General features: G+C 69.4%; 15 protein-coding genes. 11 read left to right on the forward strand and 4 right to left on the reverse strand.

Annotated features, from left to right (window positions below):
• The first annotated feature begins 299 nt into the window (after positions 1-299).
• From OHB23_RS14750 to OHB23_RS14785, 8 genes are all read left to right on the forward strand, one after another.
• A complete protein-coding gene (locus OHB23_RS14750; protein WP_328809787.1) occupies positions 300-869 on the forward strand; it encodes an Rv1476 family membrane protein in 570 nt (189 codons plus the stop codon).
• 288 nt (positions 870-1,157) lie between these two features.
• Positions 1,158-2,768: an NlpC/P60 family protein gene (locus OHB23_RS14755; RefSeq protein WP_442972986.1), complete on the forward strand. Its 1,611-nt coding sequence runs from the start codon at positions 1,158-1,160 to the stop codon at positions 2,766-2,768.
• Between the two features lie 95 nt (positions 2,769-2,863).
• Positions 2,864-4,081, forward strand: a complete 1,218-nt coding sequence (locus OHB23_RS14760) for an AAA family ATPase (RefSeq protein ID WP_328809788.1) — start codon at positions 2,864-2,866, stop codon at positions 4,079-4,081.
• Positions 4,078-5,088 carry a DUF58 domain-containing protein gene (locus OHB23_RS14765; RefSeq protein ID WP_374197736.1) on the forward strand — a complete coding sequence of 337 codons (1,011 nt, stop codon included), beginning with the start codon at positions 4,078-4,080 and terminating at the stop codon, positions 5,086-5,088. Before OHB23_RS14760 ends, OHB23_RS14765 begins: the two co-directional genes overlap by 4 nt.
• Positions 5,085-6,080: a VWA domain-containing protein gene (locus OHB23_RS14770; RefSeq protein ID WP_027505310.1), complete on the forward strand. Its 996-nt coding sequence runs from the start codon at positions 5,085-5,087 to the stop codon at positions 6,078-6,080. The genes OHB23_RS14765 and OHB23_RS14770 overlap by 4 nt, the downstream gene beginning before the upstream one ends.
• A 108-nt stretch (positions 6,081-6,188) precedes the next feature.
• Entirely contained in the window at positions 6,189-6,947 is a 759-nt protein-coding gene (fabG1, locus tag OHB23_RS14775; RefSeq protein ID WP_037185384.1) for a 3-oxoacyl-ACP reductase FabG1, read from the forward strand.
• 68 nt (positions 6,948-7,015) lie between these two features.
• Positions 7,016-7,840 carry an NADH-dependent enoyl-ACP reductase InhA gene (gene inhA, locus OHB23_RS14780; RefSeq protein ID WP_222637578.1) on the forward strand — a complete coding sequence of 275 codons (825 nt, stop codon included), beginning with the start codon at positions 7,016-7,018 and terminating at the stop codon, positions 7,838-7,840.
• Positions 7,841-7,903: 63 nt separating this feature from the next.
• A complete protein-coding gene (locus OHB23_RS14785; RefSeq protein ID WP_222649006.1) occupies positions 7,904-8,956 on the forward strand; it encodes a ferrochelatase in 1,053 nt (350 codons plus the stop codon).
• A gap of 104 nt (positions 8,957-9,060) precedes the next feature.
• Here the strand turns inward: OHB23_RS14785 and OHB23_RS14790 are convergent, their stop codons facing one another.
• A complete protein-coding gene (locus tag OHB23_RS14790) occupies positions 9,061-9,882 on the reverse strand; it encodes a hypothetical protein (RefSeq protein ID WP_222649005.1) in 822 nt (273 codons plus the stop codon).
• Positions 9,883-10,015: 133 nt separating this feature from the next.
• On the opposite strand from OHB23_RS14790, the gene OHB23_RS14795 reads away from it, so the two are divergent.
• The 3 genes from OHB23_RS14795 to OHB23_RS14805 all read left to right on the forward strand — a co-directional run bounded on the left by OHB23_RS14795 (position 10,016) and on the right by OHB23_RS14805 (position 12,589).
• Positions 10,016-10,864: a DUF3097 domain-containing protein gene (locus tag OHB23_RS14795; protein ID WP_056444639.1), complete on the forward strand. Its 849-nt coding sequence runs from the start codon at positions 10,016-10,018 to the stop codon at positions 10,862-10,864.
• Positions 10,865-10,927: 63 nt separating this feature from the next.
• Entirely contained in the window at positions 10,928-11,359 is a 432-nt protein-coding gene (locus tag OHB23_RS14800; RefSeq protein ID WP_027505316.1) for an NfeD family protein, read from the forward strand.
• Positions 11,360-12,589, forward strand: coding sequence for an SPFH domain-containing protein (locus tag OHB23_RS14805; RefSeq protein WP_051613228.1), 1,230 nt, complete (start codon positions 11,360-11,362; stop codon positions 12,587-12,589).
• Positions 12,590-12,592: 3 nt separating this feature from the next.
• Here OHB23_RS14805 and OHB23_RS14810 read toward each other — a convergent pair whose 3' ends face one another.
• From OHB23_RS14810 to OHB23_RS14820, 3 genes are all read right to left on the reverse strand, one after another.
• Entirely contained in the window at positions 12,593-13,171 is a 579-nt protein-coding gene (locus OHB23_RS14810; protein WP_037185388.1) for a hypothetical protein, read from the reverse strand.
• On the reverse strand, positions 13,171-13,767 hold the full coding sequence (locus tag OHB23_RS14815) for a hypothetical protein (RefSeq protein WP_027505318.1): 597 nt from the start codon (positions 13,765-13,767) through the stop codon (positions 13,171-13,173). The genes OHB23_RS14810 and OHB23_RS14815 overlap by 1 nt, the downstream gene beginning before the upstream one ends.
• Before the next feature lie 115 nt (positions 13,768-13,882).
• Positions 13,883-14,506 carry a TVP38/TMEM64 family protein gene (locus OHB23_RS14820; protein ID WP_285186007.1) on the reverse strand — a complete coding sequence of 208 codons (624 nt, stop codon included), beginning with the start codon at positions 14,504-14,506 and terminating at the stop codon, positions 13,883-13,885.
• Positions 14,507-14,709: the final 203 nt, after the last annotated feature.

Genomic DNA, 14,709 nt, shown 5'->3' on the forward strand with positions numbered 1-14,709 from the left:
GTGAGGGTGCACCCGGGTGGCGTCGAGGCCGCCGCAGTCTCGGTGTTTCGATTCTAACAGTACGCTTGTCCTGTGAGAACGAGTGGCCGAATCGCCGTGTCGCTCTCACCGTGGTGCGCACTCATCGTTCCCCGGCAGCGTTCCGGGCGCAACGAAGGGCTGCCTCCGTGCACCTCGGTGCGCCTCGGACTCGGCGACGGTCCCGTCCCGTAGGGTCCCGCTCGACGGCGCACACACTTCGACCATCATCGCCTCGCGATCCGCCGCATCGCCTCGCGATCGACGACAACGGACGGACGATGTCTCTCTTTCCTCTCCCGGCCCTACCGCTGAGTGATCAGCCGCTGGTCGCCCTCCCGATGATCAGCGAGGTGCCGACGTTCGTCGACCTGCAGGCGACCCTCGCCGACGTCGCGGACGACGGGGTGGCCGCGCCGGGTCAGGACGTCGTCGGGCTCGAGGGTGTCGTGGCGCGCGCCGGCGAGCACGGTATCGACCTGAGCATCGTCGTGCTCGACGCGCCGGCGCCGCTCGATTCGCAGCTCCGCGATCTCGCCACGTCAGTCGGTGCCACCGACGGTGGGACGGTCCTCGTGATCGGTCCGGGACAGGTCGGCACGTTCAGCGACTCGATCGATCGCGTGACGCTCGAAGCGGGTCAGGATCAGGCGTACACCGGCAACGCGGTGCAGTCCGCGGACAACTTCCTCGACGTGCTCGTCGAGCCCGGCCCACCGTGGACCGGCATCACTCTGGGCCTCGTTCTCGTGGTCGTCGCCGTGCTCGGCGGCACCTGGTGGGTGAATGAACGCCGTCATCGTTCGGGAGATGTCACCGATCGAGAGGCCGTCACGCCCGACGGGCAGTGACCGTTCCCAAAAAAGTCTCAACGAATCTTTCTCGGACAACGTCCTGATCAGCGCGGATGCGGTCGGCGGAATGACACATGTGTCATTTGTGACTGGAGTTCCTTAAGCGTTCGAAGTGTCGTACGGTTCGCATGGCACTGCTTGGGGAAGAAGTGTCGCAGAGGGGCTGATCGTTGCTCCCGGGTCGGCCGTTGTCGGCTGTGGTCCGGGATCCTGTCACGCTGCGTCGTGTCCTCCCCACGCGTGCGGTGGGTGAATCCGCACTGCGGACGTGAGGGAGACGAACAGGTGAAGCGATACTCCGGAGGTCGACGGCACGTCGGTCGATCGCGGGCTCTGCGTCGCACGATCGGGGGCGCCGTCGTCGCGACGACGCTGCTGCTGTCCGGGACGGGGTTCCTCGCACCGAGTCTCGCGTCCGCCGTGCCGCCGCCCCCGCCCAATCCCTCCGACTCCGACATCGCCGCCGCGGGTGCGCGCGTGGGGGACCAGCTCGGACGAGTCGGTCAACTGATCGACCAGGTCGCCTCGGCCAACCAGCAACTCGCCGCGATCGACGCGCAGGTGGCCGTCAAGCGCGAGGACGTCAACAAGGCCCTCGTCGACCTGCAGAACGCTCGCACCGTCGCCGACGCCGCCGCCGCGGCCGTCGGCATCGCGCAACAGGCCCTCCGCGACGCCGGCCAGATGATCTCCGACGCGCAGAAGAAGTTCGACGCCTTCGCCGTCACCGACTACGTCAAGGGCACCGGGTCCGCCGGTGTCTCCTCACTCCTGGACGCGCAGGGGCCGCAGGACGTGCTCGATCGCGCGCAGATCCTGCGGATGCTGTCCGCCAAGCAGAACGCCACCCTGGACAGCCTGCAGCGGGCGCGTACCGAGGAGGCCAACCGAGACTCCACCGCACGCCAGAGCAAGATCGAGGCCGACCGTGCCTCCGCGGAAGCGGACGCGAAGAAGGACGAGGCGGAACAGGCCATCGCCGCGGCCGTGTCCGCACAGCAGGAGCAGGCAGCGCAGAAGGCGGCCGTCGAGGCACAGCGGGACAGCGCCTCCGCCGAGCTGGAGCAGGCACGCAACGACGCCGCGGGGCTCGAGGGACAGCGCGACGCGTACTCGCAGTGGGACCAGCAGCGTCAGGCGGAGGAAGCCGCCGCCGCGGCAGCCGCGCAGGCAGCGCAGGAGGCAGCGGTGGCCGCGGCCGCCCGGGTGGCCGCGAACCAGGCCGCCGCCGATCGTGCCGCAGCGTTGGTGGACGGGGAGCGCGACCACACCGACCTGACCGGATCGACGTCGAGCGGCACCTCGTCGGGCGGCACGTCGTCCGGTACCTCGTCCTCGGGCGGCACGTCCTCGGGTACCTCGTCGTCGGGAAGCACGTCGTCGGGAAGCACGTCGTCGGGAAGCACGTCGTCGGGAAGCACGTCTTCCGGCGGCGGTCGCGGGACCGCCACCAAGGATCCGTCGCTCACCGGGTCCGCAGCCATCGAACTCGTCATCGACCGCGGCATGTCCGTGTTGGGCACCCCCTACTCGTGGGGTGGCGGCAACGAGAACGGGCCGACCAAGGGCATCCGCGATGGCGGTGTCGCCGACAGCTACGGCGACTACAACAAGGTGGGCTTCGACTGCTCCGGCCTCATGATGTACGCCTTCGGTGGTCTCGGCATCTCGCTCCCGCACTACACCGGCTACCAGTACACGGCCGGCAAGCAGGTGCCGTCGTCCCAGATGCGCCGCGGCGACATGATCTTCTACGGTCCGGGCGCCTCGCAGCATGTCGCCCTCTACCTCGGTGACGGCAAGATGCTCGAGGCTCCGCAGTCGGGATCGGTGGTGAAGGTGTCGCCCGTCCGTTTCGACGGCATGACGCCGTACGCCGTCCGCATGGTGGAGTGACACCCCGTCCGAGCAGGTAGAACGTCATGTGTCCTCGCCACCTGCAATAGTGGTGCTCGGCAGCAGAGTCCGGGTAGAAAGCGGTGGTTCCACAGGTGACGTCACGAGAGACCGACACGACCGACATCTCTCGGGACGTGCAGACGCTCGAGAAGGCCGTCTACGAGGTCAAACGCGTCATCGTCGGTCAGGACCGACTGGTCGAACGCATCCTCGTCGGGCTTCTCGCACGTGGGCACGTCCTGCTCGAGGGTGTTCCCGGTGTGGCGAAGACGTTGGCGGTGGAGACGTTCGCGACGGTGGTCGGGGGCTCGTTCTCCCGCGTACAGTTCACGCCCGACCTGGTGCCCACCGACCTCATCGGTACGCGCATCTACCGTCAGGGCAAAGAAGAATTCGACACCGAGCTCGGCCCGGTGGTCGCGAACTTCGTGCTCGCGGACGAGATCAACCGAGCTCCGGCCAAGGTGCAGTCGGCTCTCCTCGAGGTGATGGCCGAGCGCCACGTCTCCATCGGTGGTCACACGTACCCCATGCCGGATCCGTTCCTGGTCATGGCGACGCAGAACCCCATCGAGAACGAGGGCGTGTACCCCCTTCCCGAGGCGCAGCGCGACCGCTTCCTGTTCAAGATCGTCGTGGACTACCCGACGGTCGAGGAGGAGCGCGAGATCGTCTACCGCATGGGCGTCGCGGCACCGAAGCCCAAGCAGATCCTCGACCCGGTCGAGTTGGTGCGCCTACAGAACGTCGCGGCGTCCGTGTTCGTCCACCATGCTCTGGTCGACTACGTCGTGCGCGTCATCGCCGCCACCCGTACTCCGCGCGACGTGGGCCTCGACGACGTGGCCGGCTGGATCGCCTACGGCGCGTCACCCCGTGCGACCCTCGGCATCATCAGTGCCTCCCGTGCGCTGGCGTTCCTGCGTGGACGGGACTACGTCGTGCCGCAGGACGTCCTCGACGTGGTGCCGGACGTGCTGCGGCACCGTCTCGTGCTCTCGTACGACGCCCTGGCCGACGAGATCACGCCCGAGCAGATCATCACGCGCATCCTGCAGACCGTGGGTCTGCCGCAGGTCGGCGCCCAGCCGGTCCAGCAGCAGGCGCCGGCTCCTCAGGAGAACGGACCCCTGCAGAACGGCCCCCAGCAGCAGGGACCGGGCGGACCGCAGCAGTTCCAGCCCGGACCCCCGCAGCCCGGTCCCGACGGACCGTCGCAGCAGGGTGGCCCCCAGCAGAACGGTCCCCAGCGGGGTGGCCCGGCGCCGTGGATGCAGAAGCAGACTCCCGCGACCGATCCCACGCGGTGACCATGGCGTCACCCACGGGTGGCCGGCCCGGTGATCCGGTGTTCGGCGCGCCCGCCGTGCAGCAGTCGTTGCGTGGTGCGCCCCCGTCCTTCGCCTCGGGATCGCTGGAGGACCCTCGGTTGTCGGCTGCGCTGCGCACCCTCGAGCTGACTGTTCGTCGGCGCCTCGACGGCGTGCTGCACGGCGATCATCTGGGTCTCATCCCGGGCCCGGGTTCCGAGCCGGGCGATGCACGCGAGTATCAGCCGGGCGACGACGTACGTCAGATGGACTGGTCCGTCACCGCCCGGACGACGCACCCCCACGTCCGGCAGAGCGTCGCGGACCGCGAGCTCGAGACGTGGATGGCGATCGACCTGTCGGCCTCCCTCGACTTCGGCACCGCGGGGTGCGAGAAGCGGGACCTCGCCGTCGCGGCCACATCGGCCATCGCGCATCTGACCAGTGGCGGCGGCAACCGCATCGGCGCCGTCGTCGCGACGGGCGAACGTGTCGTCCGGGTCCCCGCGCGGGGCGGTCGGGCTCACATCCAGTCGCTGCTCCGCACCGTGGCCACCACACCGCACGCACCCGACGGCACCCGCGGCGACTTCGTCGGCGCCATCGACGCTCTGCGACGGCCCGAACGTCGACGCGGCATGGTGGTCGTCGTCAGCGACTTCCTCGGTCCGACGGACTGGGAGCGTCCGCTCCGCGCCCTGGCGGCCCGCCACGACGTGCTGGCCGTGGAGGTCGTCGACCCCCGCGACCTCGAGCTGCCGGATGTCGGTGACGTGGTGTTGCACGACCCGGAGACGGGAAGGACGCGGGAGTTCAGCACGACACCCCGGTTGCGGGAGGACTTCGCGGCCGCCGCTGCGGCGCACCGCGCGAACGTCGAGAAGATCCTGCGTGGCTGCAGCGCGCCTCGGCTCACCCTGCGGACTGACGGCGACTGGATCGCCGACGTCGTCCGCTTCGTGTCCCGGCGACGCCACGGCGCGAGCATGGGAGCGAGTACGCGGTGAGCCTGTCCGATTTCTCGTCACCCTGGTGGCTGCTCTTCCTCCTCGTGGTCGCGGGCCTGGTGGTGGCCTACGTGCTCGCGCAGCGCCGCCGTCAGCGCAACACCATGCGCTTCACCAACATGGAGTTGCTCGAACGCGTCGCACCGCAGCGCCCCGGACTGGTGCGCCACGTCCCCACGGCGCTCGTGCTCGTGGGGCTGCTCTTCCTGACCGTCGCACTGGCCGGACCGACGTCCGATCAACGGGTTCCGCGTAATCGGGCGACGGTCATGCTGGTCATCGACGTGTCGTTGTCGATGGAGGCCACCGACGTCCAACCGACGCGACTGGCAGCGGCGCAGGAGGCCGGCAAGCAGTTCGCCGACGGCCTGACTCCCGGCATCAACCTCGGACTCGTCGCGTTCGCGGGCACGGCATCGGTGCTGGTCTCACCGACCACCGATCGTGAGGCGACGAAATCGGCCATCGATCGGCTGCAGCTGGCCGAGCGGACCGCCACGGGCGAGTCCATCTTCACGGCGATGCAGTCGATCGAGACACTCGGCGCGGTGCTCGGTGGATCGGACGCGGCGCCGCCGGCACGGATCGTGCTGCTGTCCGACGGCAAGCAGACCGTTCCCGAGAACCCGGACGACCCGCGCGGTGGGTACACGGCGGCCCGCGAGGCGGAGACGAAGGGGATCCCGGTCTCCACCATCTCGTTCGGCACCAGTTACGGCACGGTGGACATCACCGACGAGCAGGGCGACACCCAGCGCGTCGCGGTGCCCGTCGACGACCCGTCGCTCGAGGAGATCGCACGCCTGTCGGGTGGCAACTTCTTCACGGCGTCGAGTCTCGAGGAACTCACCGAGGTGTACGACACGCTCGAGGAGCAGATCGGCTACGAGACCACCCGCGGTGACGCGAGTCGGCCCTGGTTGATCGCCGGAGTGCTGTTCGTGTCGGCGGGACTTGTCACAGCATTGTCACTACGCCAGCGAGTCCCCTGACACGCATCGGTAAAGTACGCGCGGGTCGAGGCGATCGACGACGTCCGTGATCGCCCACCGACTGGCCGTTGCTGCGAGCAGCACCCCCGAGAGAGAAGGTTCATCCGTATGTCCTCTGCGCCCGAGTCCGCGACACCCGACGCGACGGCCGGCGGGGGATTCGTCTCCCGGTCCGTGCTCGTCACCGGCGGTAATCGGGGCATCGGCCTGGCCGTGGCCCGCCGACTCGCCGCGGACGGCCACAAGGTCGCGGTCACGCACCGCAGCTCGGGTGCACCGGACGGACTGTTCGGGGTGCAGTGCGATGTCACCGACACCGCGTCCGTCGATGCCGCGTTCACCGAGGTGGAGAAGCATCAGGGCCCCGTCGAGGTGCTCGTCGCCAACGCGGGCATCACGGACGACACCCTGCTGATGCGGATGACCGAGGAGCAGTTCACCTCCGTCATCGACGCCAATCTCACCGGCGCGTTCCGGGTGGCCAAGCGAGCGAGCCGCTCGATGCTGCGGGCACGCTTCGGACGGTTCGTCTTCCTCGGTTCCGTCGTCGGTCAGGCCGGCGGACCCGGCCAGATCAACTACGCGTCCTCCAAGGCGGGTGTCGTCGGCATGGCGCGCTCGCTCACCCGTGAGCTGGGCTCGCGTTCGATCACCGCGAACGTCGTGGCACCCGGGTTCATCGAGACCGACATGACGGCCGAGCTCGACGACAAACTCCGGGACACCGCGCGCGAGTACATCCCGCTCAAGCGACTCGGTACTCCCGAGGACGTCGCCGCGGTGGTGAGCTTCCTCGCGTCACCCGATTCGAGCTACGTCTCCGGCGCGATCATCCCGGTCGACGGCGGTATGGGCATGGGCCACTAGCCCACCTCGTCCCGACTCCTGCCCGATCGACTCGGGCACACCAGACTTCACACGAAAGGCACACGCACATGGGCGGACTGCTCGAAGGCAAGACCATCCTGATCACCGGGATCATCACCGACGCGTCCATCGCGTTCCACGCGGCCAAGGTCGCGCAGGAGCAGGGAGCCAAGGTCGTCATCACCGGGTTCGACCGGCTGCGACTGATCGACAGGATCGCCCAGCGACTTCCGGCGCCCGTGCCGCCGGCGATCGAGCTCGACGCGACGAACGAGGAGCATCTCGCCGCACTCGCCGGTCGCATCTCCGAGGTCGCTCCGGAGGGCATCGACGGCGTTCTGCACTCCATCGCGTTCGCTCCGCGCACCCTGATGGGCCCGGGTTCCAAGCCGTTCCTGGAGGGACCGGGTCCCGACGCAGCCGCCGCGTTCCAGATCTCTGCCTGGTCCTACGCCTCGCTCGCACGCGCCGTGCTCCCCGTCATGAACGAGGGTGGATCGATCGTCGGCATGGATTTCGATCCGCGCACGGCGATGCCGTTCTACAACTGGATGGGCGTGGCGAAGGCTGCGCTCGAGTCGGTCAACCGCTATGTCGCCCGCGAGGTCGGCGAGGCCAAGAAGGTCCGTTCCAACCTGGTCGCCGCGGGCCCGATCAAGACGCTCGCCGCCAAGGCCATCGCGGGTACCGCGACGGGTGACGCGGACAAGATGAACCAGCTCAACGAGTACTGGAACGGTGCGTCCCCGATCGGCTGGAACTTCAACGACCCGACGGCCGTGGCCAAGTCGATCTGCGCGCTGCTGTCGGACTGGCTGCCGGCGACCACCGGGTCGATCGTCTACGTCGACGGCGGCGCGAGCCACAACACCTGGCTGCCCGAGAATCTCTGACATCTCGCCTCGATCCGAGCATCCTCTCGGGTCCACCGAAACGGGTTCCGGCACAATGGCGTCATGACCTACGACGCGCTTCTGCTGCTGTCCTTCGGTGGGCCCGAGGGGCCGGACGAGGTGCGGCCGTTCCTGGAGAACGTCACCCGTGGCCGCGGAATCCCGCCCGAACGCCTCGATGCCGTCGCCGAGCACTACCACCACTTCGGTGGGGTCTCGCCGATCAACCGACTCAACCGCGAGATCATCGCCGCGGTCGAGACCGAGTTCGCGCTCACGGGCATCGATCTGCCGGTGTACTTCGGTAACCGCAACTGGCATCCCATGGCGGAGGACACCGTCGCCGCGATGCAGGCCGACGGCGTGCGCAACGCGCTGGTGTTCCCCACCTCGGCCTGGGGCGGGTACTCGGGCTGTCGGCAGTACCACGAAGACATCGCCCGCGCCCGTGCCGCCGTGGGGGAGGGCGCTCCGCAGCTCACGAAACTGCGGCAGTACTACGACCATCCGCTCATGGTGGATGCCTTCGCCGACGCGATCCGCGCGGCGATCGGCAGGCTTCCGGCGGATCGCCGGGCCGGTGCTCGCGTGGTCTTCACGGCGCACTCGGTGCCCGTCTCGGCGGACGAGGCCGCGGGTCCGCCGTCGGCGGGCGGCCACCTCTACAGCCGTCAGGTCACCGAGGCGTCCCGATTGTGCGCCGCCGCAGCAGGTGTCGACGAGTTCGACGTCGTGTGGCAGTCCCGGTCGGGACCGCCGCAGATCCCGTGGCTGGATCCCGACATCTGCGATCACCTCGAGGCCCTGGCGGAGACGGGCGTCGACGCCGTGGTGATCTGCCCGGTCGGGTTCGTCTCGGATCACCTCGAGGTGGTGTGGGACCTGGACACCGAGGCGGTCGAGAAGGCGCAGGAACTCGGCATCGCTCTCGAGCGTGCCGGCACCCCGGGTGCGGACCCTCGATTCGCCCGGCTCGTGCGCACGCTGGTCGAGGAACGCACCGTGGGCACCGCGCCGCTGCGTCTGGGTTCCGAGCCCGCCTTCGGGACCACCGTCGATGGAACGCCGTGCAATCCCGGCTGCTGTGAGCCCCCGGTGCGTCGCCGCCCGGCCTGACAGCTCGAACATCCCGGGAACCACCCACCCGCGAGTACGCCGAAAGTGTCGTGATCCGGGCATGGATCGCGACACTACGGACGTACTCGCGCGAGGGGGTACCGCTAGCGTCGATCGGGCGACAGGTATCCGTCCACGGCGGCGCGCACGGCGGCACGTCGCGCGGCGCGCACGGCGCGACGCAACGGTCGGAGCACGGCCTCGCGGGCCTCGGCACCGCTGCTGCTGGGTGCCTCCGAGGGCGCCGACGTCTGCGCGGCCGCGAGGATGGCGTCCACCCGGTCGGCCGTGTCGAGAACTCGGGTGGTGCGTTCGGGGAGCGGCGGGTAGCGATGGCGGCTCGCGATGGCGAGGCGCTCGGCGATCATCGTGTGCGGGTCGCCGCCGGAACGGCCGGTGTCGACCGTCTGCACCGCGGTGAGGGCCTCGGCCGCACTCCGGACGGTGTCCCGCATCGAGTACTCGATCTCCCCGAGCGCCAGCTCCTGGTAGGTGACCGGCACGGTGACGGTGAACACCGTCCACCGCATGACGTCGGGGCCCTCGTCGGTGGGGACGAGTCCGACACCCGGCTGCCCCGGCACTCCGATGACGACGCCTTCGCCCGCGAGCACGGCGGCTGCCGAGAACGCGGAGTCGGTCGGCAGCCCGGCGACGTCACCGGGGGCGGGAAGAACCATGTCGACGGTCACCTCGCGGTCGCCGACGGGCGCCGCGGCGCGGACGACTCGGAGCAACTGGGCGATGCCGACGTCACGAGGAGTGGGCCACGGGAGGTCGTGCCGCTCGGCTGTCTCGGGATCGGCGGCGACGACGAGGGCCAACGGTGCCCACTCGGTGAGGGCATCGATCACGTCGTCGGGCGGCGCGGCTCCGGCGAGCCAGGCGCCGCACCAGATGGCGAGGCTCGAGGATGGGGACGACACCGTCCGATCATAGGCGGCGTCGGAGGCGACCGGCGTGGCTGCGGTCGGGGAGTGCGCGGCGCCGATACCGTGGGACGGCCCGGTGACCCGACAGTCCTGTCCCGGGAGTGAGCGCGGAGGGCGAGGGAAGACGATGACAGCGGACAACCGGTACGGCGGCGACATCTTCGCCGGGCACGCGAGGCGAGCGCGACGCGTGGTCCCGACGATGGCGGCCGAACGGGACGTGGTGGTCGAGGACGCGGCGACCGGATTCTGCGGCGCCGTGGTGGGTTTCGAGCGCACGTACGACGGTGACTTCGTCCGGCTCGAGGACGGCCGAGGCGTACGGAGGCTCTTCGCGATGCGCGAGGCCGCCTTCCTCGTCGACGGAAGCCCGGTGACGCTGACGCGTCCGGCGCCGACCCGTGCCGTCGCTCCGACCCGCTCGGCCTCCGGGTCGACGCGGGTGGAGAACGTACGAGCGAAAGTGGCTCTGCCCAGCCGTATCTGGGTGGAGGGCATTCACGACGCCGCCATCGTCGAACGGGTCTGGGGCCACGACCTGCGGGTCGAGGGTGTGGTCGTCGAGCATCTCGAGGGACTGGACAACCTGGCAGAGCGGTTGCAGGAGTTCGGACCCGGGCCGGGACGCAGGGTGGGGGTTCTCGTCGACCACCTCGTCGACGGTTCGAAGGAGGACCGCCTGACGCGGTCGCTCGGCCCGTACGTGACGGTCACGGGACACCCCTACATCGATGTGTGGGAGGCGGTGAAGCCCGCCGCGGTGGGCATCGAGGCATGGCCACGGATCCCGCGCGGCACCGACTGGAAGACCGGCATCTGCCGCGAGTTGGGTTGGGGCACACCGCAGGACGGGTGGCGCCGGGTCTACGGTGCGGTGTCCAGTTTTCGCGATCTCGAGGCGCCGCTCATCGGCGCGGTGGAGCGTCTCGTCGACTTCGTCACCCTGGGTGACGAGAACGGGGAGACAGGTCGGTAACGATCTCCCCACGACGGTCACGCGCACCCCACGGGCTCGTCGTTCGTCGCTACTGTGGAGTTCGTGGTTGCACTTCTGTGGCTCGTCGGAGCGGTGATTCTCGCTGCGGGTGAAGCGCTGTCCGGAGATTTCTTCCTTCTCATGCTGGCCGGCGGGGCCCTGGGTACCGCGGGCATCTCGGCGCTGACCGACTTCCCCGTGTGGGGCGACGCGATCGTGTTCGCGATCCTGTCCGGAGCCCTCATCCTGGGTGTCCGGCCGGTGCTGACCCGCCGGTTCTCGACGCCCCCGCCGACCCCCACCGGGATCGCCGCGCTCACCGGGCGATCCGCGCAGGTGCTCGATGCCATCGATCAGCACTCCGGCACGGTGCGGCTGGACGGTGACGTGTGGACGGCTCGTCCGCTCGATCCCACCGAGGTGTACGCGGCCGGAACGACCGTGACCGTGATGAAGATCGACGGCGCCACGGCCGTCGTGTGGAAAGGACCCTAGATGGGTGACTATGCCGCCTTGATCGCCCTTGCCGTGGTGGTGCTGTTCGTCGCCGTGGTGGTGGCGAAGTCGGTGACGCTCGTGCCGCAGGCCGAGGCCGCGGTGATCGAGCGTCTGGGCCGATACTCCAAGACGGTCTCCGGGCAGCTCACGTTCCTCGTGCCGTTCGTCGACCGTGTCCGAGCGAAGGTCGACCTGCGTGAGCGCGTCGTGTCCTTCCCACCGCAGCCGGTGATCACGCAGGACAACCTGACGGTGTCCATCGACACCGTCGTGTACTTCCAGGTCACCACCCCGCAGGCCGCGGTCTACGAGATCAGCAACTACATCGTCGGTGTCGAGCAGCTCACCACGACGACGCTTCGCAACGTGGTCGGCGGTATGACCCTGGAGGAGACGCTCACCTCGCGTGACTCCATCAACGGCCAGCTCCGCGGAGTGTTGGACGAGGCCACCGGGCGATGGGGCCTGCGTGTCGCCCGAGTGGAGCTCAAGAGCATCGATCCGCCGCCCTCCATCCAGGAGTCGATGGAGAAGCAGATGAAGGCGGACCGCGAGAAGCGCGCCACCATCCTCACGGCCGAGGGACACCGTGAGTCGTCCATCAAGACGGCCGAGGGTGACAAGCAGTCTCAGATCCTGTCCGCGGAGGGCGCCAAGCAGGCCGCCATTCTCTCCGCCGAGGGTGAGCGTCAGTCCCGCATCCTCCGTGCGCAGGGTGAGCGGGCGGCCAAGTACCTCAACGCACAGGGTGAGGCGAAGGCCATCGAGAAGGTGTTCGAGGCTATCAAGGCCGGCAAGCCGACGCCCGAGTTGCTCGCCTACCAGTACCTGCAGACGCTGCCGAAGATGGCGCAGGGTGATGCGAACAAGATGTGGGTGGTGCCGTCCGACTTCGGTGATGCCCTGAAGGGCTTTGCCAAGAATCTGGGTGCGCCGGGCGACGACGGCGTCTTCCGTTTCGAGCCCAGCGACCAGGGCGAGACGCACTCCAAGCCGGAGGACGACTCCGCGGAAGTGGCCGACTGGTTCGACACGAAGACGGACCCGGCCATCGCTCGGGCGGTGGCCGACGCCGAGGCCGTGGCACGCAAGCCTGTCGACACGTCGTTGGCCGCCGCACCCAACCCGGCGCGGGACTCGGCTCCGGAGCCCGCAAAGGCCGTCGAGGCCTCCACGCCGGACGGGTCCGGGTCGGGCGACGACGCACCGCGCGAACTGGACCGCTGACGGTCAGGCAGCCAGACCCGCGCCGATGCCGCCCGCGGCGAGTGCCCAGAGCACGCTGGTGAAGGTGCCGATGATGAAGTACTCGGACGCCCGCGGATCGCGGAGTTCGGGGTAGCGCGCGAGTCCCTTCACCGCGAGCACCACGGCGATGCCCTCGGGCCACCCCGTGAGCACTGCGACCACGACGGCGATGCGTTCGAGTGTGCCGATGACGAGCCCCCCACGCAGGACGGGGCGCTCGTCGTCGGCATCGCCGTCTCCGGGCTCGGGCCGGCGGCGCGCGAGATGGAAGACCGCGGGAACGACGACGGTGCCGCCGGTGACGGCGACCGCGACGACCAGGACCATCGCAACGACGAGTGGTGGCCCGGTGACCGGTGCGCCGGCGATCGCGGCAGCGAGACCCGCCAGTGCGAGCATCCCGGCGGACAGGAGTGCCGGAATCCACCAGCGCAGCGGCGGCAGCCACCGGACGCGGCGTCCCGGCGCAGCCGTCGGTGGGATCGTCGGCACCGGTCGGGCGGGAAGCAGTGCTGCTCCGGCGGAGAGCGCGAGTGCGAGCAGCGCGAGGGTGGTCGCCATCAGGCGTCCGTTCCGCGTGCGCGCAGATCGGCGAGCGCGAGCATCCGCGCCACGACCGGTCGTGCTGCACGCTCGGCCTGCCACCCCGCGACGGCCAGTCGTTGGGACACTGCCTGCGGTGTGATGGACAGTTCCTCGGCGACGGCGGTCTGCGATCCGAGCCTGCGGACACTGTCGACCGCGGCGCGGCCCTGCTCGGTGCGCCGGACCAGGAGCAGTGCCAGCAGTGCCACCACGGCGTCGGCATCGCCGGCGGACTCGGCGTCACCGCCGCGGACCGCGATGTGGGCGACGGCGTTCTTGGCGCTGTCGACGGCGTCCCGCGCGGCTTCGAACGCCGGGCCCCGACCCGCTCTGGTGGAGCGTGGCAACGGATCCTCCACGGCCCCCACCCCGATCCCGACGCTCCAGTGCCCGTCCTCGAGGAAGTCGAGGGCGAGGTCGAGTGCCACAGACGCGTCGTCCGCCACACCCTGGACCTCGTCGCCGGCCGTGCGTTCGAACGGGCGCACCAGGTCGGTGGCTCGGTCGAGGATGTCGGCGACGCGATCGATGTCGCGTCGACTTCCGCGTTGGTCCACGGTCAGAACGAACATCGATCAACCCTAGAAGCTTGATCAGTCGGAATCAAGCCTCGAGTCTTGATGCGTTGCGACGCACAGAGTTCATCGTCGACCTTGATCCGGCCACATCAAGCCCGTGACCTTGACCTCATCGATCGCCGGCCACCGGCATCCGCGCGTCCAGGATCAGTCCCACGACGCCCACGGCAATGCAGACCCCCGAGATCGCGAGCAGGACCGGATCGCCGTGACCGGCCAGAGCGTCGCCGAGCAACACGATGCCGACCGTTCCCGGGATCACCCCGACCACCGTCGCCAGCGCGAACGGCACCACGGCCACCGAAGACAGGCCGGCGGAGTAATTGACCACCGAGAACGGCACCGGCGCGATGAGTCGAAGACTCCCCACCGCCAACCATCCCCGTCGCGCGAGACGGGAATCGACGGCCCGGATCACCGGATGGTCCCAGCGTGCGGTCACCACGTCGCGGCCGAGTGCTCGGACCAGCAGGAACGCGAGCACTGCACTCACGGTCGTCGCTGCGACCGCCACACCGACCCCCGTCACGGGTCCGAACAGCACACCCGCCGACACCGTGAACAGGGTGCGGGGGATCGGCGCCACCGTGATGATCGCGTGCGCCGCGAAGAAGACGAGGGGGAAGGCCGGCCCGACGGCAACGGCCCACTCCCGCACGCGGTCGATGGTGGGGAGGGGTACGAGCAGTGCCACGACGATCAGGGCGGCGAGCACGGTGACGGTCGCGGCCACGCGGAGCACGAGCGCGCGGCGGCCTCCGACGACGATCGACTCCTCCGACGGCACTGTGTCGTGCGGGTCGATGTCGGGGGTCGTCACGTCTGCTCACGCTACCGAAGAGCGATGCGGGCGGTGCTCGTCGACGCGGTCGGAACGGTCACTAGGAGGACCGATGCTCGGACGCCCTACTAGTGTGAAGTTTGTCTCAGGCCACT

Origin of the sequence: Rhodococcus sp. NBC_00294, assembly GCF_036163995.1 — a bacterium.
GTDB lineage: Bacteria > Actinomycetota > Actinomycetes > Mycobacteriales > Mycobacteriaceae > Rhodococcoides.

Bases quoted from the DNA above. Each gene is read 5' to 3' on its own strand.
- OHB23_RS14785 (WP_222649006.1), top strand. From the start codon at position 7,904: ATGACCTACGACGCGCTTCTGCTGCTGTCCTTCGGTGGGCCCGAGGGG.
- OHB23_RS14750 (WP_328809787.1), top strand. From the start codon at position 300: ATGTCTCTCTTTCCTCTCCCGGCCCTACCGCTGAGTGATCAGCCGCTG.
- OHB23_RS14810 (WP_037185388.1), bottom strand. From the start codon at position 13,171: ATGGCGACCACCCTCGCGCTGCTCGCACTCGCGCTCTCCGCCGGAGCA.
- inhA (WP_222637578.1), top strand. From the start codon at position 7,016: ATGGGCGGACTGCTCGAAGGCAAGACCATCCTGATCACCGGGATCATC.
- fabG1 (WP_037185384.1), top strand. From the start codon at position 6,189: ATGTCCTCTGCGCCCGAGTCCGCGACACCCGACGCGACGGCCGGCGGG.
- OHB23_RS14795 (WP_056444639.1), top strand. From the start codon at position 10,016: ATGACAGCGGACAACCGGTACGGCGGCGACATCTTCGCCGGGCACGCG.
- OHB23_RS14805 (WP_051613228.1), top strand. From the start codon at position 11,360: ATGGGTGACTATGCCGCCTTGATCGCCCTTGCCGTGGTGGTGCTGTTC.
- OHB23_RS14815 (WP_027505318.1), bottom strand. From the start codon at position 13,767: ATGTTCGTTCTGACCGTGGACCAACGCGGAAGTCGACGCGACATCGAT.